The organism is Candidatus Pelagibacter bacterium nBUS_30, assembly GCF_051201245.1.
Lineage (GTDB): Bacteria > Pseudomonadota > Alphaproteobacteria > Pelagibacterales > Pelagibacteraceae > Pelagibacter.
In genome coordinates this window covers 840,044-864,959 of record NZ_CP172842.1, presented here as the reverse complement: position 1 = coordinate 864,959, position 24,916 = coordinate 840,044, and the positions used below count along the sequence as shown (strand labels likewise).

The 24,916-nt window shown below is 27.3% G+C and carries 24 protein-coding genes; 17 read left to right on the top strand and 7 right to left on the bottom strand.

The window, feature by feature from the left end; all coding sequences use genetic code 11:
- The first annotated feature begins 6 nt into the window (after positions 1-6).
- Genes ACIJYE_RS04740 through aspS form a run of 3 tightly spaced genes read left to right on the top strand, consistent with a single transcriptional unit; the run spans position 7 to position 3,530 of the window.
- A complete protein-coding gene (locus ACIJYE_RS04740; protein ID WP_435089631.1) occupies positions 7-1,086 on the top strand; it encodes a hypothetical protein in 1,080 nt (359 codons plus the stop codon).
- Positions 1,083-1,745 (top strand): DNA replication protein, encoded by a 663-nt coding sequence (locus ACIJYE_RS04735; RefSeq protein WP_435089630.1) that lies wholly within the window; start codon positions 1,083-1,085, stop codon positions 1,743-1,745. The genes ACIJYE_RS04740 and ACIJYE_RS04735 overlap by 4 nt, the downstream gene beginning before the upstream one ends.
- On the top strand, positions 1,746-3,530 hold the full coding sequence (gene aspS / locus ACIJYE_RS04730; protein ID WP_435089629.1) for an aspartate--tRNA ligase: 1,785 nt from the start codon (positions 1,746-1,748) through the stop codon (positions 3,528-3,530).
- A 2-nt stretch (positions 3,531-3,532) separates the two neighbouring features.
- On the opposite strand, the gene ACIJYE_RS04725 is transcribed toward aspS, so the two are convergent.
- Positions 3,533-4,357 (bottom strand): ribonucleotide reductase, encoded by an 825-nt coding sequence (locus tag ACIJYE_RS04725; RefSeq protein WP_435089627.1) that lies wholly within the window; start codon positions 4,355-4,357, stop codon positions 3,533-3,535.
- Between the two features lie 114 nt (positions 4,358-4,471).
- On the opposite strand from ACIJYE_RS04725, the gene ACIJYE_RS04720 reads away from it, so the two are divergent.
- Together ACIJYE_RS04720 and ACIJYE_RS04715 are read left to right on the top strand one after the other, a co-directional pair.
- Complete coding sequence (locus ACIJYE_RS04720) at positions 4,472-4,831, top strand: NADH-ubiquinone oxidoreductase subunit NDUFA12 family protein (RefSeq protein WP_435089625.1); 360 nt, start codon at positions 4,472-4,474, stop codon at positions 4,829-4,831.
- On the top strand, positions 4,794-5,201 hold the full coding sequence (locus tag ACIJYE_RS04715) for a DUF2155 domain-containing protein (RefSeq protein WP_435089623.1): 408 nt from the start codon (positions 4,794-4,796) through the stop codon (positions 5,199-5,201). The genes ACIJYE_RS04720 and ACIJYE_RS04715 overlap by 38 nt, the downstream gene beginning before the upstream one ends.
- On the opposite strand, the gene accC is transcribed toward ACIJYE_RS04715, so the two are convergent.
- The 3 genes from accC to aroQ are packed head-to-tail and all read right to left on the bottom strand — an operon-like array spanning position 5,198 to position 7,411.
- Positions 5,198-6,535 (bottom strand): acetyl-CoA carboxylase biotin carboxylase subunit, encoded by a 1,338-nt coding sequence (gene accC, locus ACIJYE_RS04710; RefSeq protein WP_435089622.1) that lies wholly within the window; start codon positions 6,533-6,535, stop codon positions 5,198-5,200. The two genes, ACIJYE_RS04715 and accC, sit on opposite strands and share 4 nt — an antisense overlap.
- 5 nt (positions 6,536-6,540) lie before the next feature.
- The gene (locus ACIJYE_RS04705; protein ID WP_435089620.1) at positions 6,541-6,975 is read right to left on the bottom strand and encodes an acetyl-CoA carboxylase biotin carboxyl carrier protein; all 435 of its coding nucleotides are present in this window, start codon (positions 6,973-6,975) and stop codon (positions 6,541-6,543) included.
- Positions 6,962-7,411: a type II 3-dehydroquinate dehydratase gene (gene aroQ, locus ACIJYE_RS04700; protein ID WP_435089618.1), complete on the bottom strand. Its 450-nt coding sequence runs from the start codon at positions 7,409-7,411 to the stop codon at positions 6,962-6,964. The genes ACIJYE_RS04705 and aroQ overlap by 14 nt, the downstream gene beginning before the upstream one ends.
- Positions 7,412-7,427: 16 nt before the next feature.
- Between aroQ and thiS the strand changes: the two genes are divergently transcribed.
- Positions 7,428-7,646 carry a sulfur carrier protein ThiS gene (thiS, locus tag ACIJYE_RS04695; RefSeq protein ID WP_435089615.1) on the top strand — a complete coding sequence of 73 codons (219 nt, stop codon included), beginning with the start codon at positions 7,428-7,430 and terminating at the stop codon, positions 7,644-7,646.
- Positions 7,647-8,423, top strand: a complete 777-nt coding sequence (locus ACIJYE_RS04690) for a thiazole synthase (RefSeq protein ID WP_435089613.1) — start codon at positions 7,647-7,649, stop codon at positions 8,421-8,423.
- Here ACIJYE_RS04690 and ACIJYE_RS04685 read toward each other — a convergent pair.
- Positions 8,416-10,230 (bottom strand): Rne/Rng family ribonuclease, encoded by a 1,815-nt coding sequence (locus ACIJYE_RS04685; protein WP_435089611.1) that lies wholly within the window; start codon positions 10,228-10,230, stop codon positions 8,416-8,418. The genes ACIJYE_RS04690 and ACIJYE_RS04685 overlap by 8 nt on opposite strands.
- Positions 10,231-10,334: 104 nt before the next feature.
- Between ACIJYE_RS04685 and ACIJYE_RS04680 the strand changes: the two genes are divergently transcribed.
- The 3 genes from ACIJYE_RS04680 to ACIJYE_RS04670 are packed head-to-tail and all read left to right on the top strand — an operon-like array spanning position 10,335 to position 16,180.
- Positions 10,335-12,671 carry a penicillin-binding protein 1A gene (locus tag ACIJYE_RS04680; RefSeq protein WP_435089610.1) on the top strand — a complete coding sequence of 779 codons (2,337 nt, stop codon included), beginning with the start codon at positions 10,335-10,337 and terminating at the stop codon, positions 12,669-12,671.
- 45 nt (positions 12,672-12,716) lie between these two features.
- On the top strand, positions 12,717-13,766 hold the full coding sequence (prfB, locus tag ACIJYE_RS04675) for a peptide chain release factor 2 (protein WP_435091268.1): 1,050 nt from the start codon (positions 12,717-12,719) through the stop codon (positions 13,764-13,766).
- Positions 13,763-16,180 (top strand): hypothetical protein, encoded by a 2,418-nt coding sequence (locus ACIJYE_RS04670; protein ID WP_435089608.1) that lies wholly within the window; start codon positions 13,763-13,765, stop codon positions 16,178-16,180. The genes prfB and ACIJYE_RS04670 overlap by 4 nt, the downstream gene beginning before the upstream one ends.
- On the opposite strand, the gene tyrS is transcribed toward ACIJYE_RS04670, so the two are convergent.
- The gene (gene tyrS / locus ACIJYE_RS04665; RefSeq protein WP_435089607.1) at positions 16,177-17,406 is read right to left on the bottom strand and encodes a tyrosine--tRNA ligase; all 1,230 of its coding nucleotides are present in this window, start codon (positions 17,404-17,406) and stop codon (positions 16,177-16,179) included. The two genes, ACIJYE_RS04670 and tyrS, sit on opposite strands and share 4 nt — an antisense overlap.
- 47 nt (positions 17,407-17,453) lie before the next feature.
- Here tyrS and ACIJYE_RS04660 point away from each other — a divergent pair, with 47 nt between their 5' ends.
- The gene (locus tag ACIJYE_RS04660) at positions 17,454-18,602 is read left to right on the top strand and encodes an anhydro-N-acetylmuramic acid kinase (protein WP_435089605.1); all 1,149 of its coding nucleotides are present in this window, start codon (positions 17,454-17,456) and stop codon (positions 18,600-18,602) included.
- Here the strand turns inward: ACIJYE_RS04660 and ACIJYE_RS04655 are convergent.
- Entirely contained in the window at positions 18,599-19,243 is a 645-nt protein-coding gene (locus ACIJYE_RS04655) for an alpha/beta hydrolase (RefSeq protein ID WP_435091265.1), read from the bottom strand. The two genes, ACIJYE_RS04660 and ACIJYE_RS04655, sit on opposite strands and share 4 nt — an antisense overlap.
- 150 nt (positions 19,244-19,393) lie before the next feature.
- Between ACIJYE_RS04655 and ACIJYE_RS04650 the strand changes: the two genes are divergently transcribed.
- The 6 genes from ACIJYE_RS04650 to sufU are packed head-to-tail and all read left to right on the top strand — an operon-like array spanning position 19,394 to position 24,916.
- Complete coding sequence (locus tag ACIJYE_RS04650; protein WP_435089604.1) at positions 19,394-19,819, top strand: Rrf2 family transcriptional regulator; 426 nt, start codon at positions 19,394-19,396, stop codon at positions 19,817-19,819.
- A gap of 3 nt (positions 19,820-19,822) precedes the next feature.
- Complete coding sequence (sufB, locus tag ACIJYE_RS04645) at positions 19,823-21,265, top strand: Fe-S cluster assembly protein SufB (RefSeq protein WP_435089603.1); 1,443 nt, start codon at positions 19,823-19,825, stop codon at positions 21,263-21,265.
- Positions 21,266-22,000 carry a Fe-S cluster assembly ATPase SufC gene (gene sufC, locus ACIJYE_RS04640; protein ID WP_435089601.1) on the top strand — a complete coding sequence of 245 codons (735 nt, stop codon included), beginning with the start codon at positions 21,266-21,268 and terminating at the stop codon, positions 21,998-22,000.
- Entirely contained in the window at positions 22,000-23,238 is a 1,239-nt protein-coding gene (sufD, locus tag ACIJYE_RS04635; protein WP_435089600.1) for a Fe-S cluster assembly protein SufD, read from the top strand. Before sufC ends, sufD begins: the two co-directional genes overlap by 1 nt.
- Positions 23,235-24,455 (top strand): aminotransferase class V-fold PLP-dependent enzyme, encoded by a 1,221-nt coding sequence (locus ACIJYE_RS04630; protein WP_435089598.1) that lies wholly within the window; start codon positions 23,235-23,237, stop codon positions 24,453-24,455. The genes sufD and ACIJYE_RS04630 overlap by 4 nt, the downstream gene beginning before the upstream one ends.
- Positions 24,452-24,916, top strand: a complete 465-nt coding sequence (sufU, locus tag ACIJYE_RS04625; RefSeq protein ID WP_435089596.1) for a Fe-S cluster assembly sulfur transfer protein SufU — start codon at positions 24,452-24,454, stop codon at positions 24,914-24,916. Before ACIJYE_RS04630 ends, sufU begins: the two co-directional genes overlap by 4 nt.

Below are 24,916 nucleotides of genomic sequence, written 5' to 3'. Positions count from 1 at the left end.
TGATTTATGAAATTAAATTTTAAATATTATTTTTTTAAGAAATTATATATTCATTTTTGCATTCTTGCTTTGGTAAATATTTTTTTTTCCACAGATATTATTCATGCAAAGACATTTTCTATAGAAGATATTGAGATTTCTACCCCATTTGAGATAAATTTTGACAAAAATGAGATAATTGACAAAAGTTTTACTAAAGCTTTTACTCAACTAATTTTATCTATTGTTCAAATAGAAAATCAAAAAAAACTTAATAAAACATCCTTAGGTGAAATTAAAAGTATGATTGAAACTTTTTCAATTAAGGAAGAAAAATTTGTTGATGAAATTTATTATTTAACATTAAACGTTTCTTTTAATAAAAAAAAAATATTCAATTTTCTGGAAAGCAAAAATATATTTCCATCTTTACCAATAAAAAAAAATATCCTTTTCATACCAATTATTGTGGATGAAGAAAAAAATGAAATTTTGATGTTTTCTGAAAGCAATTTATTTAATAGGTGGAATTTAAATATTAAAAAATATCATTTATTAAATTATGTTTTACCTGCAGAAGATCTTGATGATTTTGATTTAATAAAAGCTAATTCAAAAAATTTAGAAAACTATGATTTCAAAGAAATAATTAAAAAATATAACTTAAGTGATTATATTATAACCATTATTTTTAAAAATAATAAAGAAATTAGAGTGTTAAATAAAATCAATTTTAATGAAAAAGAAGATCTAAAAAATCTAAGATTTGAAAAAATAGCTTTTAATGATGATAATAATGTTGAGCAATTTACAGAAAATTTGAAATCTATATTTGAAAATTATTGGAAATCAAAAAATGAAATTAATACTTCTGTTAAACTATCTTTAACTATCTCAATTGATAATCACGATAATACTAAAGTATCTAAATTTGAAGAGACATTATCTGATGTAGATTTAGTTTATGATTTTAGTATTTTCAAATTTAACAATAAAAGTAATATTTATAAAATAATATTTAATGGTTCTCCAGATTATTTTATTAAAATTATGAAAAATAAAAATTATGAATTTGATACTCAAAATCAAACGTGGTCTATAAAATGAACAATTTAAATCAATTAATATTAAATTTTGATCATGAGCAAAACTTTAAAGATCAAGATTTTTATGTTTCTAAAAGTAACGAATATTCTTTTAAATTATTAAATAGTTGGCCTATATGGGAAAAAAATTTTATAAACTTATTTGGTGAAAAATTCTCTGGAAAAACTCATTTAGTAAATATATTTTTAGAAAAATTCAATGGAATTAAAATTGAAGCAGATCAGATCAATAATCAATCTTTAAAAGATATTAAAATTTATGAAAATATTGTCATTGAAAATCTAAATAAAAATATTGATGAGAATATTTTTTTTACACTATTGAATAATATAGAACAGGATAATAAATTTCTAATTGTAACTACAATCAAACCTATTGTTAATTTTAAATTTGGATTGAATGATCTAAATTCTAGATCTAAAAATTTCCTATTATCTGCTTTAGAAAAACCAGGTGATGATCTTATGTTTGCATTAATACTTAAAAATCTATCAGATCGTCAAATATCTATAGATAAGAAATTAATAGATTTTATTGTTAAAAGAATTGATAGATCCTATGGCAAAATTTTTGAATTCATATATAAAATCGACAATATTAGTTTAAAAAGAAGAAAGCCAATCGATTTTAAAATTATTAGAGAGGCTTTAGGAGAATAATTGAATAAATATAGAACTCATAACTGCAGTGAATTAAGAAAAGAAGACATAGATAGAGAGATTTCTATATCTGGATGGATTAACAAAAAAAGAGATCACGGTAACCTTCTATTTATTGATCTTAGGGATAATTACGGAATCACCCAGTGTATTATCGATAAAGGAAACAAAAATTTTTCAGAGCTAGAAAAAATTCAATTAGAAACAGTTATAAAAGTTAATGGAAAAGTTATCAACCGTTCGAATGAAACGATTAATAAAGATATTGAAACTGGAGAAGTTGAGGTACTAATAAATAAATTTGAAATATTAGGAACTTGTAAAGAGCTGCCAATGCCCGTATTTAGTGATCAGGAATATGCGGAAGAGATTAGATTAAAATACAGATTTTTAGATTTAAGAAGAAAAAAAATTCATGAAAACATAATTTTAAGATCACAAGTAATTTCATATATTAGAAATGAAATGACAAAACTTGGTTTTTTAGAATTTCAAACCCCAATATTAACTTCATCAAGCCCTGAAGGTGCTAGAGACTTTCTAGTTCCAAGCAGATTAAATCCTGGTAAATTTTATGCATTGCCTCAAGCTCCTCAGCAATTTAAACAATTAATTATGGTTTCCGGTTTTGATAAATATTTTCAAATTGCACCATGCTTTAGAGACGAGGATGCAAGAGCAGACAGAAGTCCAGGGGAATTTTACCAATTAGATTTAGAAATGTCTTTTGTTGAGCAAGAAGACGTTTTTAATATAGTTGAGTCTTTATTGGTCAATACTTTTAAAAAATTTTCTAACAAAAAATTAATGTATGATAAATTTCCTAAGATCTCTTATGCAGACTCGATGTTAAAATATGGGAGTGATAAACCTGATTTAAGAAATCCTTTGATTATAAATGACATAACATATATTTTTGATCGAGACGATGTATCGTTTGAAATTTTTAAAAAACTTGTAAAATCTGGTTCCAAAGTTAGATGCATATCAACCAAGAATACGAAAGATAAGCCAAGAAGTTTTTTTGATAATATTGATAAATGGGCAAAAGAACAAGGTGCATCAGGATTAGCTTATTTTACTTTTGAAAATGATGGAGATCTATCCGCAAAAGGACCTATAGGAAAATTTTTTTCTAAAGATGCTTTGTTGGAGATAATGAAAAAAACAAATTCTGAGGTAGGAGATAGTATTTTCATGGCATGCAGTAAGCAAAATGATCTAGAAAAAATTACTTCTCAAGCAAGAGATAAAATTGCAAAAGATTTAGATTTAATTGATGAGAATATTTTTGCATTTTGTTGGATTGTTGACTACCCAATGTTTGAAAAAAATGTGATGACTAATAAAATTGAGTTTAGTCACAATCCTTTTTCTATGCCACAAGGTATTTTAGATGAAGAAAAATTTAAAAATCCTTTGGATATATTGGCTTATCAATATGACATTGTTTGTAATGGTATTGAGCTTTCGTCAGGGGCAATAAGAAATCATAAACCAGAGCTTATGTATAAGCTTTTCTCTATTGCTGGTTATAATAAAGATCAAGTTGATGAAAAATTTAGTGGAATGATAAATGCTTTAAGTTATGGAGCTCCACCTCATGGTGGAATAGCCCCTGGTATAGATAGAATTGTAATGTTGTTAGCAAATGAAAAAAATATTAGAGAAGTTACGATGTTTCCAATGAATCAAAATGCACAGGATTTAATGATGAAAGCGCCATCAGATGTTCCAGAAGAACAGCTTAAAGAGCTTAATATTTCTTTAAAAACAAAAAAATAAACTTACTTCTTACCTTTGAGACTTATTTTAACATCAGATAAATCTACAAGATTTTTTTTGTAATTATTTCTTACAAATCCTTTGCTCGTTATATCTTTAACAATTTTTAGCAATTGATTTTGATCCTCTGATTGAGGTTCATCATTAGCATTTGTATCACTCCCACCAATAGAAGGTGTGTGTGCTAGATCTTCTCTATTTTGATAAGAAATTGCTAGTTCCCTAAAAATATAATCTAATATTGAACTTGCACTTAATATTCTATCATTTCCATGAACTTTTCCTGATGGTTCAAATTTTGTACCAACAAATGCACTGATAAATTCATCTAAAGGCACACCATATTGAAGACCTAAAGATACTGCTATCGCGAAATTGTTCATCAATGCTTTTACTAGTTCACCCTCTTTGCTAGTATCAATAAAAATTTCACCTATTTTACCATCTTCATATTCACCAGTATGCAGGTAAACCTTGTGGTTTCCTATTGTTGCTTTTTGAATATAACCTTTTCTTCTATCTGGCATACCAAATCTTCTTCCGCCTCTCTCTGAAGTTTTGTTTAAATTTGATATTATATTTTCTTTATTTTGAGAAATTGGTTGGTTTTTTTCGGCCATCATCTCAACTTTTTTATTTTCAATAACTTTATTATTATTTGGGTCAAGGTTTTTAGTTTTTCGATTATCTAACTTGACATCTAAAACTTCAAATTTACCATCATCTCTTTTTTCAAGGTTTTTTAACTCAGTTTCGTTAATATCATCTAAGTAATGATTAACTTTAAAAGTGCATGTGTAATAAGTCTCAACTAAATATTTTGCCATTTGACCTCAATTTAAAAATTAATTTGTACAATGATTAATTTAATTTATATACAAATTCATATTTTAGTCTAATTTAAATTATACAATTTTTAATTGAAAAAATAAAAATATTTTATGTTGACACTTTTAAAGAAAATTTTCACTTGGTGGAATCAAGATACTTTTGGCACAATGTTAAAAACTATTTTTTTTGGAAAGTTTGTAGGTAGTGATACGCAAGGTAATAAATATTATGAAAGCAAAAAAGGTAAAAGATGGATTATTTATGCAGACTCGGTTGATGCATCAAAAATACCAGTTGAGTGGTATTCATGGATGCATTTTACACCCAATAGAATTGAAAAAAATCATAATCTTGAAAAATATAATTGGCAAAAGCCACACCAAGCTAACTTAACAGGAACTGTAGACGCTTATTATCCAAACAAAAATAAAGATGGTATTAAAAAAAAATATTCTAGCTGGAAAGAATAAAATAAAATTATTTATTTTTTGTTTTGTAACTTACTTTTTTCTTACTAATCTCTCAATTTCTCAAAGTAATTTAGAGGGTACTTTTACAGATCTAAAAATATTAGATAAAATAAGTTCAAAAAATACTTTAGTTAAATTAAAGAATGGAGAATTAATTGTATTTAAAGACTTGTCTATAAAAAGCTTAAAGTGCAAAAATTCAGAATTTGATGATAATCCTGAAATTACTGCTTATATACAAGTTAAAGATTTGACTGATGATAATAATGATGAAGTATTTGTGTTCAACGGGTGGATGTTTTCCTCTAGTCCTTCAATAACACCCTTTGATCATCCAGTCTATGATGTTTGGCTTACAAATTGTTATTAAACAATACTATCATTATCCAGCCAGCTAACATTAAAGTCAGAATTAACAAATTTTTTGTGGCTTAATAATTTTTTATGAAGTGGAATGGTTGTCGTTATCCCTTCAATTACAAATTCGTCTAAGGATCTATTCATTCTTTGAATAGCCTCAGTTCTATTTCTTCCATGACAAATCAACTTACATACCATACTGTCATAATAAGGAGTTACTTTGTAACCCTGAAATATAGCTCCATCCACTCTTGTTCTAAAGCCTGATGGTTGATGACACATAGTTATGGTACCAGGCGATGGTTGAAAATTTCTACTTGCATCTTCAGCATTAATTCTACATTCAATTGCATGTCCCCTTGGATTAATATCACTTTGTTTAAGTGCTGTTTCTCCAGAAAAGGCAATCCAAATTTGTTCTTTAATTATATCTATTCCCGTAACCATTTCAGTTACAGGATGTTCAACTTGTACTCTCGTATTCATTTCTAGAAAGTAAAATTTTCCATCCTCATAAATAAACTCTACAGTCCCTGCACCCATGTAACCTATTTTAGCTACCATTTTAACCGTTCTTTCAAACAAATCTTTTCTTATTTCATTATTTAAAACAGGGCTTGGTGTCTCTTCAATCAATTTTTGGTGTCTTCTTTGAACAGAACAATCTCTCTCGTGAAGATGAACAACATTATTCTTACCTGCTAAAATTTGAACCTCAATATGTCTGGGGTTTTGGAAAAATTTTTCAATATAAACCTCATCATTTCCAAAATATTTTTGTGCTTCTGATTTAGCAGTGGAAAATAAAGTTTCAAATTCTTCTTCTTTGTAAACTATTTTCATACCTTTTCCACCACCACCACCTGAAGCTTTAATTAAAACAGGAAATCCAATTTTTTTACATAATTCTTTAGCTTGCTTTACATTAGTAACACCACCCTCAGAACCTTCTATTACTGGCAATCCATTTTCTTTAGCGATTTTTTTAGCTTGAATTTTATCACCCATCATTTTGATATGTTTTGAAGATGCACCAATAAAACTTATCTTATTATCTTCAAGAATTTTGGCAAAATTTGCATTTTCAGATAAAAAACCATATCCTGGATGAACTGCATCTGCGTCAGTTAGCTCGATTGCAGACATTAAATTAGGTATATTTAGATAGCTGTTAGCAGGTTGATGAGATCCAATACAAACACTTTCATCTGCCATTCTTACATGCATACTTTCTCTATCTACATCGGAGTGAACAGCTACAGTTGGAATCCCCCATTCTTTACAAGCACGAATAATTCTAACTGCAATTTCCCCACGGTTCGCAATTAAAATTTTTTTAAACATTATTTTTATTCTAGAATAATAATAGTCTGACCAAACTCAACAGGATGACCGTCTTCAACACAAATTTCTTTTACAATACCATCAGCAGTTGAAGGAACATGGTTCATTGTTTTCATTGCTTCAACTATCATTATAGTATCACCTTTCTTAATTTTTTTTCCTACTTCAGCAAATTTTTTTGCTCCAGGTTCTGGTGAGTGATATGCGGTACCTATAATCGGTGAAGTAATTTCTATTCCTGATTTAACACTCGCCTTTGTTGAAACAGTATCATTTTGAATACTTAAGGGTGAGGTTGTCATTGTTGGTTGATTACTTATAGACACATTATTTTTCGAAACTTTAATCTTAGTGTCTTTTTCAGTAATTTCTATTTCAGTGAGATTAAACTCATCTAAATAATTGCTTAATTCTTTAATAATATTTTTATCTATTTTCATTTGTTAGAATCTTTTGTATTGAAATTATGGCCAAAATATAACCTTCTACTCCTAAGCCAAAAATTCCACCTGTTACTATATCGCTAATTAGCGATTTATGTCTAAATTCCTCTCTTTTATAAATATTTGAAATATGTAGCTCAATTATTGGTTTTTTAAACAAATCTAGAGAGTCTCTTATTGCAACTGATGTGTGAGTAAATGCTGCAGCATTGATTATCATGCCATCATATTTTTTTCTAGCATCTTGGATTAAATTCACTAATTCTCCCTCAATATTTGATTGGGTAAATTCTAACTCAATTCCAATCTCACTTGATTTTTTTAAACAATTTTCTTTCAATTCATTAAAGGTTGTGGATCCATATTGTGATTGTTCTCTTTCACCTAATAGATTAAGATTTGGACCATTAACGATAATAATTTTATTATTCATTCAACACTTATATACGATGAAAAAAATAAAAAAAATAAAAATTAAAGTAAATGGTAAAGTTAAATCCATTTCTGATAATTATAGCGTGTCAGATTTAGTAAAAAATCTAAAAATTCCTATGAAAAAAGTAGCAATTGAACTTAATCAAGAAATAATAGATAAAAAAAATATTAGTAAAATAAATTTAAAAAAAAATGATAAAATTGAAATAGTTCATTTTATTGGGGGTGGTTAAGTGAAAAGTGATAAATTAACAGTTGCAAAAAAAAAATTTAATTCCAGATTGATTGTCGGTACTGGAAAATACAAGAGTATGTCTGAGTGTGCAAAAGCGATTAAACTCTCTGGAGCAGAAATAGTAACTGTTGCAGTAAGAAGAGTTAATATAACAGATAAAAAAAAACCACTTCTAATGGATTATATTGATCCAAAAAAAATTACATATCTACCAAATACTGCTGGATGTTATAATTCAAAAGAAGCTTTAAGAACTCTTAGACTAGCGAGAGAAATAGGAGGCTGGAAGTTAGTAAAATTAGAGGTTCTTGGTGATAGGCAAAACTTATTTCCAGACATGATTGAAACTTTAAAATCTACTGAAGTTCTTGCGAAAGAAGGATTTAAAGTTATGGTTTATTGTAATGACGATCCATTAATGGCCAAACGTTTGGAAAATTCTGGTGCAGATGCAATAATGCCGTTAGCGGCTCCTATTGGTTCAGGGTTGGGTATTCAAAATAAAGTAAATATTAAGATTATTAGAAAACAAACTAAGTTACCTTTGATAATTGATGCAGGTTTGGGGCAAGCTTCTGACGCGACCATAGCTATGGAATTAGGTTGTGATGGAGTTTTGGTTAATACTGCAATCGCTAAAGCAAATAAACCCTTTAGTATGGCACTTGCATTTAAGCATGCTGTAATTTCAGGCAGGCAATCTTTTCTAGCTGGACGTATTAATAAATATTTATATGGCAATGCATCTTCACCCAAAAAAGGTATTATTAAATAGTAGCTGGTTTTTTAGTAAATTTTTTCTTAAAATAAGGCTTCTTTTTAAAAGATTTTTTATGAAATTTTTTTGTTTCTTTTTTATCAATAATTTTATCTTCTTTAATTTGTAATTTTAAATTTTTTAATTTCTCAAAATATTCGATTAGTTCAATTGTTTTTTTTGATTTGTTTTGAACATTAATTATATACTCTGGTATAATTAGAGAAGGATCACTAATAATATCAATCGTTATTTTATTTTTCTTTTCAAAATAAGTTAAATCATCAACAAAATTTTCTTTTAAAAAATCAGAAATTTTTTCACAAACTCTTAACTCAACAAATTTTGCTTTGTTGATAACAGCCTTTAATTCAACAGTTTTAAGTAATTTTTGAGCAAATGACTCATCTGTAAGTGTTACTTTCCACTTAATTGCACTTTCTCTTAGTCTTTGTCTGGACATTTCTAAAAGTCCAAAATTACTTATTCTTCCAATTTGTATTCTTGCCCTGTCAGCTCTACATCTCTCTTTGAGTTTTCTTTCGACCAATCTTCTATTTCCATAGCTAAGCATATCAATAAAATCGATTATAATTAGACCCGATAAATCTCTTATTTTAATTTGTCTTGAAATCTCCTCTGCAGCTTCAATATTTGTGTCTAAAGCTGTACTTTCAACATTTTTACCCTTTATTGAGCTCCCAGAGTTTATATCAATTGATACTAAAGCCTCCGTTGGGTTAATTACCAAATATCCTCCAGATTTTAATTTTATTTCAGAATCAAATATCTGATTTAATTTTTGTTCAATATTTTCCTCTATAAACAATGGAATTTTACCTCTATATTTTTTTACTTTTTTTACACTTGAAGGCATAATCATTTTCATAAAAGTTTGTGTTTTTTTATAACCCTCATTTCCTTCGACAATAATATTTTTAGTCTCCTCAGTAAACATGTCTCTCAATGTTCTTTTAATTATTTCACTTTCTTGATGAATTAAAGATGGAGCTATAGAGTTAATAGCGGTATCTTTTATTTGTCCCCAAGTTTTAATAAGTGTATCTAAGTCATTATTAATTTCATTTTTAGTTTTATTACTTCCAGCAGTTCTAACAATTAGGCCCATTTCTTTTGGAATTTCGATTTCGTTTAATATAGTTCTAATTTTTTTTCGATCAGCTGGATTGAATATTTTTCTTGATATACCTCCACCCTTAGGAGTATTTGGCATTAACACAATATATTTTCCAGCAATTGAAATGAACGTACTAAGAGCAGCACCTTTTTGACCTCTCTCATCTTTAATAACCTGAACGAGTATAACTTGATTTGGTTTTATAACTTCTTGGATTTTATATCTTTTAAATCTAAATTTAATTTCTTTTTTCTTTTCTTTTTCATGACTTAAATCTTCTTTATTTTCATCTTGTTCAATAAGTTCTTTTTTAACCTCAATAGGGTCATCAATTTCAAGTTTACCTTCAGCAATATTTTCATCTTCTTTTGCCTCAACTTCTTTAGAAAGTTCTTCTCTAGCTTTTTCTTCTTCTTCTTTTATTCTTTCTAAATCTGCTTTTGGTATTTGATAATAGTCAGATTGAATATCATTAAATGATAAAAATCCATGCCTATTTCTACCAAAGTCTACAAAAGCAGCTTGAAGAGATGGTTCAATTCTGCTTACTTTTCCAAGATAAACATTATTTTTAATAAGATTGTTTTTTAAACCTTCGTATTCGTAATCTTCAATATTGTCGCCTGATTTAAGAACAACTCTAGTTTCGTTAGGATGCGATGCATCGATGTATAAATTTTTTTCCATAATAGTTTTATTGATTGATTCATTTGATATTTTAATTTTTTATAAAATTTTGTTTAATTTTCATGCCTTATCTTTAACAAATTCAAAGATATAATGGAAACAAAATGAATAAATTTTTTAAAAATATTTTGATTGTTGCATTATCCTTGGTTATTTTATTAGGTATCTTAATTTTTGGTGTTTTGTGGACATATTCTAATAATATACCAGATTATAAATTTCTTAAGAATTACAAGCCTCCTGTTTCAAGTAAAGTATATTCAGGTAATGGAAAGTTGGTTGCAGATTTTTCAAAGGAAAAAAGAATTTTTATTCCTTATAATTCAATCCCAAATAATATAATTAACTCATTTTTGTCAGCCGAAGATAAAAATTTTTTCTCTCATCCAGGTGTAGACGCAAAGGGTGTTATAAGAGCTTTAATTAACAATATTTCCAACATAGTTTCATCAAAACGACTTGAGGGTGCTTCAACTATTACACAGCAAGTAGCAAAAAATTTTTTATTAACTAATGAAGTGAGTCTTAATAGAAAAATTAAAGAAGCAATCTTAGCATTTAGAATAGAAAGAGCACTGTCAAAACAAAGAATTTTAGAATTATATTTAAATCAAATTTATCTTGGTAGTGGAGCATATGGTGTAGCAGCAGCTAGTTTAGAATATTTTGACAAATCAATTAAAGATTTAAATTATGCCGAAGCTGCATTGCTGGCAGCTCTTCCAAAAGCTCCAAGTAAATATAATCCTTACCGAAATATTGAATTAGCAAAATTTAGAAGAAATTTAGTATTAAAAAACTTATTTGATAATAATTATATTGATTTAAGATTATATCAAAAACTGCAAAATAAAAAAATTAGTTTAAATAAAGCGAAAAAAATTTTTTCAGAAGATGCACAATATTATATTGAAGATGTTCGAAAATATGTCGTTAATACTTTTACTTATGATAAAGTTTATAAACAAGGTTTTAACATTAATACTCCAATTAATTTAGAATTTCAAAAAATTGCAACTCAAACCCTTAGAGATGGCTTGATCTCTTATGATCAGAGAAAAGGTTGGAGAGGACCATTAACTAATAAGAATTATTCAAAAAACTGGAAAGATAATTTGGAAAAATTTGATTTGGAAAAATCAATTAATTGGCAGCTAGCAATAGTAAAGAAATTAACTAAATTTTCAGCAGAAATAGAAACGGATGATCAGCTATACGGTAAAATTGAATTCAAAGATATTTCATGGACAAAAAAAGAATTTAACCAATTGTTAAGAACTGGAGACATAATTTATGTTAAAAAAAATAAGGATAACAATTATAGCTTAAAACAATTACCTAAAATTAATGGTGGAATGATTGTTATGGACCCATTTACTGGTAGAGTTTTAGCTTTAAGTGGTGGTTTTAGTTTTAAAAAAAGTGAATTTAATAGAGCAACACAAGCTTTAAGGCAACCAGGTTCTGCATTTAAACCATTTGTTTATGCTATGGCTTTAGAAAATGATTATACACCCACTTCTTTAATTTTAGATGCCCCAATAGTTTTAGATCAAGGAGATGATTTGAAAATGTGGAAACCTGAAAATTATGGAAAAAAATTTTATGGACCTTCAACACTTAGGGTGGGTTTAGAAAAATCAAGAAATTTAATGACAGTAAGAATAGCTCAAGATTTAGGTCTTACAAAAATAATAAATTTTTCCAAAAAATTAGGTATATACAAAAATCCTCAAGAACTTTTATCAATTTCACTTGGATCTGCTGAGACAACTTTGCTTAACCTTACTTCAGCATACTCTGTATTTATAAATGGAGGTAAACTTGTTGATCCAATATTAATAGATAGAATTCAAGATAGTGAGGGAAAAACTATTTTTAACAATGATAAAAGAAAATGTATTGATTGTGATCAAATTTCTTATTTAGGAAAAGATTATCCAAATATTAAAAATGATTATAAGCAAGTATTTTCACCACAAACTGCCTACCAAATGACGTCTATACTTGAGGGAGTTGTGCAAAGAGGAACGGCTAAAAAATTAAGAGATTTAAAACTAAATATAGCTGGAAAAACTGGCACAACAAATAATAACACTGACACATGGTTCATTGGTTTTACATCTAATCTATTAATAGGAGTTTATGTAGGGTCAGATAATCCCAAACCATTAGGAAGATATGAAACAGGGTCGAAAACAGCATTACCAATTTTTAAAGAATTTATTAAAAAAGTAGTTAAAAAATCTGAAGCAAGACCTTTTAAAGCTGCTAAAGGAACGGTGATGATGGTTGTAGATCCGCTCACTGGTCAAAAAGCTAAATTTAACTCAAAAAACACAATCATTGAGGTATATAAAGGTCAAAATGTAATTGATGGTAAAGTACTTTACTCAAATTCTGATAGATTAGACAATAATAATATACTAAAGTTTTATTAATGGACGATAAATATCAAAATTACAAAGAAGAAATAGAAAAAATTAATCAAAGAGTTAAGGAGTATCTTTGAAAAAAATAATATTTATTCAAAGCTTGAAAAATTAAATACAAAAATGTTAGAAGCCAACTTTTGGCTAGATAAAGTTAATTCGAAAAATACAATTAAAGAAAAAAAATTGTATGAAGATTTATTAAATACTTATAAAGACACGACTGAAAAACTTGATGATTTAGATGATTTAAGCGAACTAGCTTTAGAGGAAGAAAATCTAACAGTACAGAAAGAAATCTTACAGAGCATAAAAGATCTTAGGGTTTCAGCTAAAAAAAATGAGGTTAAATGCTTCTTATCAAACGAGGCAGACTCTCTTGATTGCTATATAGAAATTCATGCTGGAGCAGGAGGGACAGAAAGTCAAGATTGGGCCGAGATGTTGAGAAAGATGTATTTAAAATGGGCAGATCAAAAAAACTTTAAATCAGATTTAATTAGTGAGCACAAAGGTGACGAAGCAGGTATAAAATCTTCAACAATCAAAATAGAAGGGGATTATGTATTTGGGTGGCTTAAAAAAGAGTCAGGTATACATAGACTAGTTAGAATATCTCCATTTGATTCAGGAGCCAGAAGACACACAAGTTTTGCAAGTATTTGGGTATATCCAGTGGTAAATGAAAATATAAATATTGAAATAATAGAAAAAGATCTAAGAATTGACACCTATAGATCTAGTGGAGCAGGCGGCCAACATGTTAATACAACTGATAGCGCTGTAAGAATAACTCATATACCATCAAAGATTGTAGTCCAGTGTCAAAATGAAAGATCTCAACACAAAAACAAAGATACTTGTATGAATATGTTGAAAGCGAGATTATATGATTATGAAATTAAAAAAAAAGAACAAAAAAACCAAAATACTGAAAATTCTAAATCTGAAATTGGGTGGGGGCATCAGATAAGATCTTATGTTTTACAACCTTACAGACTTGTTAAAGATAATAGAACTAACTTTGAAAGCACAAGTCCAGATAAGGTTTTAAATGGTGAGCTAGATGATTTTTTAGAACAATCTCTTTATCAAATTAAATGAAAAAAAATATTATAAAATATACATTACTATTGATAGTTTTATTAATTTCATCAATATTATATTTAAGTTTAGTAGGCATAGATACAGAAAAATTCAATAATCAAATTAGAGAAAAAGTCACTAAAGTTAATAATGGTTTAGAAATTGAACTAAAAAAAATTAAATTAACGTTAGATCCTTTTAATTTTAAAATTAATGCAAAAACAATTGGTGCCAATATTTTATATAAAGGAAAAAATTTAGAACTTGAATATATTAAAACTAAAATTTCATTAATTTCACTAATCAAGGGTGTATTTGTTTCATCTAGCTTAGAGCTTTCAACCAGGTCTATATTATTAAAAGATTTGGTCACTTTCATAAAAGCATCAACAAATGTGCCAGAATTATTTATTCTAGAAAGAGCAATCAAAAAAGGACAAGTAATAGCTAATATAAAGCTTAATTTTGATGAAAAAGGAGAGATCAAACAAGATTATAAAATTAGTGGATACTTGATAGATGGAAAAATTGGATTACTTAAAAAGTATAATTTCGAAAAAATTAATTTTTTTTTAGATGTTAAAGATGATATTTTTAATTTTAAGGAGTTAAAATTTAGAGCAAATAAAACAAACTTTTTTTCAAAAAATTTAAAAATAACAAAAAATAAAAAAGATTTTCTTTTTGAAGGCGATATCCAGAATCAAAATTCCAATATCAATCATGAATTGCTTAAGTTACTAAATTTAAATTTTGAAAATTTTAATTTTCTAAATATTAATTTGTCTTCAAAAAATGAATTTTTATTTAATATTGACAATGAATTAAAAATTAAAAATTTAGACATAACATCTGAAATAAAAGTTAACAATTCTGAGTATATCAAACCGATTTTACTAAATGATTATTTTCCAGATGTGAATGATTTGATTAATTTTAAAGATCATAAGATACAAATAAGATATAAGAATAATGATTTAACTTTAAAAGGATCAGGAGAAATTAAATTAGAAAATAATTACGATGAAATAGAGTACAAAATAACCAATAATAAAAATATTTTTAACTTAGATTCAAAAATAAATTTAAGTGAATTAAAGTTGAGAAGTCAAGAATTTTTAAAACCTTTTTTTTCTAAAATAAATAAAACAACTGATCTAAAAAATCAACAAATAGAAATAAATTATAACAAAGATAATTTATCAATTAAAGGATCTGGTAAAATTAAATTGGAAAATGAATTTGATGAGTTAAATTTTTCTATCTTAAAAACTCAAGATAAATATAGTTTTAACTTTAAGTCAAATTTGGAAAATACATCTTTGAATATTGATTTTTTAAACTTTAATAAAAAAGATAAATCAAAAATACAATTAAATGTTATTGGAAGTTATAATGATAAAAATGAACTTAATTTTAATAAAATTAATATTATAGAAAAAAATAATAAAATTAAATTAGAAAATTTTATATTAGACAAAGACAATCTAATTATAAAAGTTGATAAAGTAGATTTAGATTATTTTGATACTGAAGATAAAAAAAATCAACTTTTACTTCTACGAAAGCAAAAAAGTAATTATCATGTTAGTGGAGCATTATTTAATGCCAATAAATTGATTGATAGTCTACTCAATAATAAACAGGATAGTGATCCTAAAATTTTCAGAGGAGATTTAACTTTAAGCTTAAATTTTGACGAAGTTAATATTGATGAAAAAAATATTGTAAAAAACTTAAAAGGTAAATTTTTTTTTAAAGATAATGAAGTTTTTAATGCTGATATTTCAGCACTTTTTGAACCAAAAGGAAATTTAGTTTTCACAGTGAGTACTAATGACAGTGGAGAAAAAATTACCAGTTTTAATTCTTCTAGAGCAAAACCAATTGTAGATAGATATAAATTTATAAAAGGATTTGAAGAAGGTAATTTAGATTTCTATTCTTCAAAAAAAAATAATATTTCAAATTCAGTTCTAATAATTGATAATTTTAAGGTACAAGAAGTTCCCGCGCTAGCAAAATTATTATCTCTTGCGTCATTACAGGGAATTGCAGATCTTTTGACAGGTGAGGGTATAAGATTTACTGATTTTGAAATGTCCTTTTCAAACAACAAAGATCTTATGACAATTAAAGAGCTTTATGCAATTGGACCTTCTATTTCGTTACTCATTGAAGGTTATATCCAATCTAATAATTTAATTAGCTTAAGAGGGACCTTGGTACCAGCAACAACTATAAATAGAACAATAGCTTCAATACCGTTGATTGGAGATTTATTAATTGGAAAAAAGGTAGGAGAAGGAGTTTTTGGAGTGAGTTTTAAAATTAAAGGACCATCTAGGGATTTAAAAACTACTGTTAACCCTATTAAGACGTTAACACCAAGATTCATAACCAGAACACTAGAAAAAATTCAGATAAACTAATTTTTTTCAATTTTAATATGTCTTTTTTTTCCTATAGAAAGTTTTAGATAGTTATTATTAAATAATTTATTATTGATAATTAGTTTTTCGTCAGAAATTGTTTTATCGTTGATCTTAATTGCATTTCCTTTAATTAATCTTCTAATCTCACTTTTAGAAGTTTCCAATTTCGATAGAACAACAAGTTCAATAATATTAATTCTTTGATCCAAATCTTTAGCTTTAATTTTAATTGAAGGCAAATTTGATCCAAGTGAATTTCCTGAAAATGCTTCTTTAGCAGCTTGTTCTGAATTTTCAGCAGCTCTTTTGCCATGAAGCATTTTTGTTGCCTCGTTAGCTAAAAGTATTTTTAAGTCATTAATGTTTATATTAATTTTATTTTCAATCTTATCATTTTCAAGATCAGTAAAAATTTTTAAAAATTTTACAACATCTCTATCATCGGTATTTCTCCAAAATTGCCAGTAATCATATGCTGATAGTAATTTTTCATCTAACCATATTGCACCATTTTCAGATTTACCCATTTTAGCTCCATTAGCTAAAGTGATTAAAGGAGTTGTTAATCCGTAACTTTGCTTATTAGAATATCTTTTGATAAGCTCTACACCATTAACAATATTTCCCCATTGATCTGAACCACCAATTTGTAAAACACAATTTTCATTTTTATTTAATTCTAGAAAGTCATAAGCTTGTAAGATCATGTAATTAAATTCCATATAGCTTAAAGATTGCTCTCTATCTAATCTTAATTTCACACTATCAAAAGTTAACATTCTATTAATTGTAAAATGCTTACCAATATCACGAAGAAAAGAAATATAATTTAAATTTTTAAGCCACATATAATTGTTAACAAAAATTGGCTTTGTTTTAGGATTGTTATTGTCTAAGAATTTTTTTAAAATATTTTGAATATTTTTAATATTTTTTTCAATCTCTTCTTCACTTAAAATTTTTCTAGTTTTATCTTTTCCAGAGGGATCTCCGATTCTAGTTGTTCCTCCACCCAATAACACTATTGGTCTATGACCATTTTTTTGCAGCAATCTTAAGCACATTATTTGCAATAAGCTACCAACATGCAAGCTTTCAGCCGTGCAGTCAAATCCGATGTATGCTTTAATTTTTTCATTATCCATTAAGCTGGATAATTCATCTTCATTTGTGCATTGGTAAAAGAAACCTCTATCTTTAAATTCTTTTAAAAATTTATTCATAAGTTTATAGTCACACAATATACAAATTTTTATTAAAAAGAATATTAATGAAAAAAAAATTATACACAGCCATTGGCTTGATGAGCGGTACTTCGATGGATGGTGTTGATGCATCTTTGATCAGATCTGATGGAATTGATCATTTAACTAACATTTTAGATGAATATTATGAGTATGAACCAAGTTTATACAGACGGTTAATCAATTTAAGAAATTTAGTTTTAAATGCTGATGATTTAAAGAAATATTCTAAAGAAATTAATGAAGTAGAGAAAGAAATTACTTTATTTCATAGTAAAATTATTAATGAGTTATCACTAAAGTATAATGAGGAGATTGATCTAATAGGCTTCCATGGCCAAACAATCTTTCATGATTCTGAAAAAAAAATTTCAAAGCAACTAGGTGATGGCAAGTTAATGTCTCAATTAATTAAAAAAAATGTTGTTTATGATTTTAGAAAAGAAGATTTAATAAAAAGAGGCCAAGGAGCTCCATTAACACCTATCTTTCACAATTTATTATCCAAGAATATCAGTCAAAAACATCAAGTGACGTTTCCTATGTGTTTTATTAATATAGGTGGGATTTCAAATATTACCAAAATAATTAAAAAAGACGAAAAGTTAGAAGAAAACCTAGAAGCTTTCGACTCTGGTCCTGGTAATTGCATGATAGATTACTGGATTAGAAAAAATTCAAAAAATAACTATGATCAAGATGGTGCAATAGCAAAGTCAGGTAAAGTTAATCAATTAATTTTGAATCAATCAATTGATAATTTTAAGACTGACTCATTTGAAAAATCTTTAGACATAAAAGATTTTGATATTTCATTTGTAAGAGGTTTGTCACTTGAAGATGGATGTGCTACAATTACAAATTTTACAGCTTATTTAATAGCAAAGGGTATTGAGCACTCAAATGGTAATAATAATAAACCAATTAAGTATTTATTATGCGGAGGTGGAAGAAAAAACACTTATCTTGTCCAAACCATCAAAAACTATTTATCAAGTAAAACAAATATAAGTTTAGAATTAATAGATAAATATAATTTTAATGGAGATTATATAGAGTCTCAAGCTTTTGGTTACCTTGCAATAAGATCATATTTAAATTTACCTATATCTTATCCAAAAACAACTGGCTGCATGACACCTACAGTAGGTGGAAAAATAGTTAAAAACTTTTAATAAAGAGCAGTTTCTTTTTTTATGTATTTATCCAGATTTTTGATTAAATCGTCTTCTTTTTTTGAAAAAAAATGATTAGATTCAGGAACTGATTGGAATTCTACCTTTATTCCTTTTTGAGCACTTAATCTTTTATCTAGCTCAGTAATGTATGTTAATGGTACCAATTCATCATTCTTACCATAAATCATAAGACCAGATGTTGGACATGGAGACAAAAAAGTAAAATCATAAACATTAGGTTGAGGTGATATTGCAATAAATCTATTAATCTCTGGTCTTCTCATTAATAATTGCATAGCTATTAATGAGCCAAAAGAAAATCCTGATATCCAGCATTGTGAGTTGTCAAAGTTTTCTCTTTCTAGCCAATCTAAAGCAGCAGCTGCATCAGCAAGTTCACCTTGTCCATTATCAAACTCACCATCACTTTTGCCAACACCTCTAAAATTGACTCTACACACTGAAAAATCGTTATCCATAAATGTGTGAAAAGTATCCACAACTACTTTGTTATTCATTGTTCCTCCGTATTGAGGATGTGGTTGTAGGACTAGTGCAATTGGAGATGTATTTTTTTTACTCTTATAATATTTTGCTTCAAGTCTTCCAGCAGGACCTGGAATAAATATTTCTAAAATTTTGTTATCCATATGCGATATTGATTATTATTCTCAAAAAAAAAACTACGTTTATCATAAGTGAGCGACAATATGTTAGTTTTTTTAAAATAATCTATACTTGACCATTTTAGTCAGGTATGTATAAAAACATCGAATTTAAAGGGTAATATGAAATTAACATCAAAAGGTAGATACGCCGTAATGGCATTAGTAGATTTAGCCAGGTTTGATGGTATCAATCCCGTATCACTAAGAGATATTTCTTTGCGCCAAGGTATATCTCTGGATTATCTTGAGCAAATTTTTTCTAAATTAAAAAAAAATCAAATTGTACAAAGTACTAGAGGAACACAAGGTGGTTATGTTCTTTCTAAGAAACCAAATGAGATAAAACTTACAAATATTTTTCATGCAGTTGATGAAAAAGTAAAAACTGTTCAGTGTAAAAAAGAGTCAAAAAAAGGTTGTAATGGTAAAGCTACAAAATGCTCAACTCATAATCTATGGGATGAATTAGAATTACACATTAATAGTTTTTTTGAAAAGAAAAGCTTACAGGATTTATTAAAAAATAATAATGATCAAATAAATTAAAAGATGGATAACAGACAAAAAGAAATAGATAATTTAAAAGATTATAAATATGGTTTTTCAACTGATATTGAAAATACGAGAGCCCCAAAAGGTTTAAATGAAGGTGTAATAAAGTTTATTTCTAATATTAAAAAAGAACCTCAATGGATGCTTGATTTTAGATTAAAAGCATTTGAAAGATTCAAACAATTAAAAGAACCTGATTGGCAAAAACCAAAGTATCCAAAAATAGATTATCAAGATTTATATTATTATTCAGCACCTAAAAGTATGGACGATAAACCTAAAAGTCTTGATGAGCTTGATCCCAAACTTTTAGAAACTTATAAAAAACTTGGAATCCCATTACAAGAGCAAGCAAGGTTAAATGGTATTGCGGTTGACGCAGTATTTGACTCAGTATCTGTTGCAACAACATTTAAAGAGGAATTAACTAAACAAGGAATTATTTTTTGTTCAATGTCTGAAGCTATTCAAAAACATCCTGACTTAGTCAAAAAATATTTAGGTTCTGTTATACCGACTACAGATCATTTCTTTGCAACTCTTAACTCGGCAGTGTTCACAGATGGTTCATTTGTTTACATTCCAGAAGGAATAAAGTGTCCAATGGAATTATCAACTTATTTTAGAATTAATGCATCTGAAACTGGTCAATTTGAAAGAACATTAATTATTGCTGATAAAGGAAGTTATGTAAGTTATTTAGAAGGTTGTACCGCTCCCATGAGAGATGAAAATCAATTACATGCTGCTAACGTAGAATTGATTGCATTGGATGATGCTGAAATTAAATATTCAACAGTACAAAATTGGTATCCTGGAGATAAAGATGGAGTAGGTGGAATATACAACTTTGTTACTAAGCGCGGTTTATGTAAGGGAAAAAATTCAAAAATTTCTTGGACACAAGTTGAAACTGGCTCTGCAATAACGTGGAAATATCCAAGCTGTATTTTAAAAGGTGATAACTCTGTAGGAGAATTTTATTCTATAGCAATTACAAATAATCATCAAAAAGCGGATACAGGTACTAAAATGATCCATTTAGGAAAAAATACAAAAAGCAAGATAATTTCTAAGGGAATTTCGGCGGGTAATTCTGATATGATGTATAGAGGTTTAGTTGATATATCTTCAAAGGCCGATAATTCAAGAAATTTTACCCAATGTGACTCACTGTTAATGGGTAATAAATGTGGCGCTCATACAATTCCTTACATTAAGAACAAAAATCTAAAATCAAATATTGAACATGAGGCAACTACATCAAAAATAAGTGACGAGCAACTTTATTATTGCAATCAAAGAGGACTAAATCAAGAAGAAGCAGTTAGCTTGATTGTTAACGGGTTTTGTAAAGAAGTTTTACAACAACTTCCTATGGAATTTGCTGTTGAAGCACAAAAATTAGTTGGAATTAGTTTAGAGGGGAGCGTTGGTTAAATGTTAATGATTGAAAATTTAAAAGCAAAAATTGAAGAAAAAGAAATCCTAAAAGGATTAAATTTAAATATAAATCCTGGAGAAGTGCACGCAATTATGGGCCCAAATGGTTCTGGAAAAAGTACGCTGTCAAATATTTTGTCAGGAAAAAAAGGTTATGAGATAAACGGAAATGTTACTTTTGAGGGTGAAAACTTATTAAATTTAGAAATAGAGGAAAGAGCACATAAAGGCATTTTTTTAGCATTTCAATACCCATTAGAAATTCCGGGAGTTAACACTAATACTTTTTTAAAGACTTCAATTAATGCAATTAAAAAAGCTAGAGGTGAAAAAGAATTAGATGCTATCCAATTTTTAAAATTAATTAAACAAAAATCAGCGGAATTAAAATTTGATGAAAAAATATTAAGCAGACAGTTAAATGTAGGCTTTTCAGGTGGAGAAAAAAAGAAAAATGAAATTTTACAGATGTCAATTTTAAATCCTAAACTTTCTATTTTAGATGAAACTGACTCAGGTTTAGATATTGACGCTCTCAGAATAGTTTCAGAAGGAGTAAACTCATTAAGAAATAAAGAAAATTCTTTTTTAATCATTACGCACTACCAAAGATTGCTTGATTACATTAAACCAGATTTTGTACATGTATTAAAAAATGGCCAAATAATTAAATCAGGTGATTTTGAATTAGCCAAAGAATTAGAAAAAGTTGGATATGAGGATTTTAATTAATGCAAAGTGAGATCAAATCAAATTTTGAAAAATCTTTAAGTGAAGGAAACTATTCAACTTCACAAAAAGAAATTAAAGAAAAAAACTTTAATAAATTTATAGATCAAGGCTTTCCAAATAAACGTATTGAAGATTGGAAATTTTCAGATTTAAATCAAATTATTTCAGCTAATTTTAAAAAATTAGATTTTTATAAAGAAAATAATGTGTCAAATATTGATTTTGATTCCATTAGTGATTTTAATCATAATAAGATAGTTTTTGTTAATGGTAGCGTGTCTAAGATTGATTTTAGTTATGAAAATGAAGAAAAAATTATTATAAATCAAAATTTAGAATTAGATAATGAATTGAGTGAAAATGTATTATTAAACTTAAATACCGCTTTTCTTTCCAGCTATATTAAAATTACAGTTAGCAAAGGTTATCAATTCCAAAAACCGCTGATTTTATATAATTATTTAACATCTGATTTAGATAGTTGTGGGCTGAATATGAAGCTGAATATCAATCTTGAAGATGACACTTCTATGGATGTAGTTAACATTTCAAACGAAAATACAAAAAATAATTTTTTAAATTTCAGACAAAAAATTAATATTGGTAAAAATTCTATTCTTAAAAACTATAGTTTAGATGTTAAGCCAACATCAAATATTAAGTATTCATTTAAAGATATTGGTTTAGATAAAAATAGTCATTTAGAATATTTTATTTTATCTAAAGGTTCAAAATTTGCAAAACACGACATTAATTGTTCTCTTAATAATAATCATGGCTCAGTAGCAATTAATGGAATAATTGATTTGGATAATAAAAAACATCATGAGATTAAAACTGCAATAAATCATAATGAAGAAAATTGTAAAAGTTATCAGTTAATTAAGAGTGTATTAAATGAAAATTCTAAAGGAGTTTATCAAGGTAAGATTTATGTAAATTCTAAAGCTCAAAAAACAGATGGTTATCAGTTAAGTAGAGCTTTATTACTTAATGATGATGTGGAGTTCAATGCAAAACCTGAATTAGAAATTTATGCTGATGACGTAAAATGTTCTCATGGATCAACTTCGGGCAATATTGATGAGAACTCAATTTTTTATTTAATGTCCAGAGGCTTAAGTCATGCTCAATCAAAAAAATTATTGACAAATGGATTTTTAAATGAAGCTGTTGAAAAAATTACAAATCAAAGTGTTAAATCTTTAGTTAAAAAATTAACAGGTATTCAAGAATGAACATAGGTAATATAAAAAAAGAATTTCCAATTTTTGATGAAAAAATTCAAAATAATGATCTAGTTTATTTAGATAGCGCAAACTCTTCACAAAAACCAAAAGTTGTAATTGATAGAATTAATGAGTTTTATTCAAAGCAATTTTCTAATGTAGGAAGAAGCGTTCATTATCTTGCTGTTGCAGCTACTAATTTATATGAAGAAACAAGAAGTTCTGTTCAAAAATATATTAATGCAAAAGATAAAAATGAAATTGTATTTACTAAAGGAGCTACAGAAGCACTCAATTTAGTTGCAAATACTTTGGGTCAAAATTTCCTACAAGAAAGAGATGAAGTGCTTATTACAGAATTAGAACATCATTCTAATTATGTTCCTTGGCATTTTTTAAGAAAATCAAAAAATATTAAAATTAATTTTGCAGAAATTAATGAAGAAGGTGAAATCACAATAGAAGAAATAGAAAAAAAGATAACACCTAAAACAAAAATAATTTCAATTACACATTTATCGAATGTTACTGGTGCAATTCTACCAATTAAGGAAATAACTGAACTAGCTCACTCTAAAAATATAGTTGTTGTTGTTGATGGTTGTCAGGGAGCACCTCATTTAAAACTTGATATGCAAGATCTTGATTGTGATTTTTATGCTATTTCATGTCACAAAATGTATGGTCCGACAGGATTGGGTGTTTTGTATGGTAAGAAAAAATGGCTAGATGAATTACCACCGTATCAAGGGGGCGGGGGCATGATCAAAGAAGTCAAAAAAGACATGATTTCTTATGGTGATTTACCAAATAAATACGAAGCTGGTACAATGGCTACCGCACAAGTTATAGCTTTTGACCAATCTATTAAATTTTTAGAAAGTATTGGAATAGACAATGTTATGAAACATGAAGCAGATTTAGTTGAATATGGCCAAGAACTTTTACAAAAAAATAATTCTGTTAAATTAATTGGAAGTCCTAAAGATAAAGGTGGTGTTTTATCTTTCACTATTAAAGGTATCCATCCACATGATATTGCAACTATTTTAGATGAAGATGGTGTTGCTATAAGAGCAGGACATCATTGCTGTCAAATATTACATGATAAATTAAATATACCTGCTAGTGCGAGGGCTTCAGTTGGAATTTATAATACAAAAGATGATTTAGATAAGCTTAATGACTCAATTAATAACTGTAAAAAAATATTTAACTTAAAATGAATTTAAAAGAATTATACCAAGAAATAATATTAGAACATGGTAAAAATCCAAAAAATTTGAGGAAGACGGATGGCTTTAACAAAGATGCTAAAGGTAATAATCCTTTATGTGGTGATAATGTTCATGTTTATTTAAAACTTAATGGACAAAAGATAGTCGAAGACATTTCTTTTGAAGGAAGTGGATGTGCTATTTCAATGGCATCCGCATCTATTATGACAGATTTAATTAAAGGTAAGAACGAAAATGAAGCCAAAGAAATCGTTGAAGATTTTTTAGGGATGATTAAAAAAAACCCTGAACTTAAATCAGAAAATTTAGAAGAAGATGAAAAAACAAAATTGATGTGTTTATCTGGAGTTAAACAATATCCAATGAGGGTAAAATGTGCAACTTTATCATGGCACACATTAGTCTCTGCTTTTGAAAATGAAAAAGATCAAGTGAATACGGAGAATTAG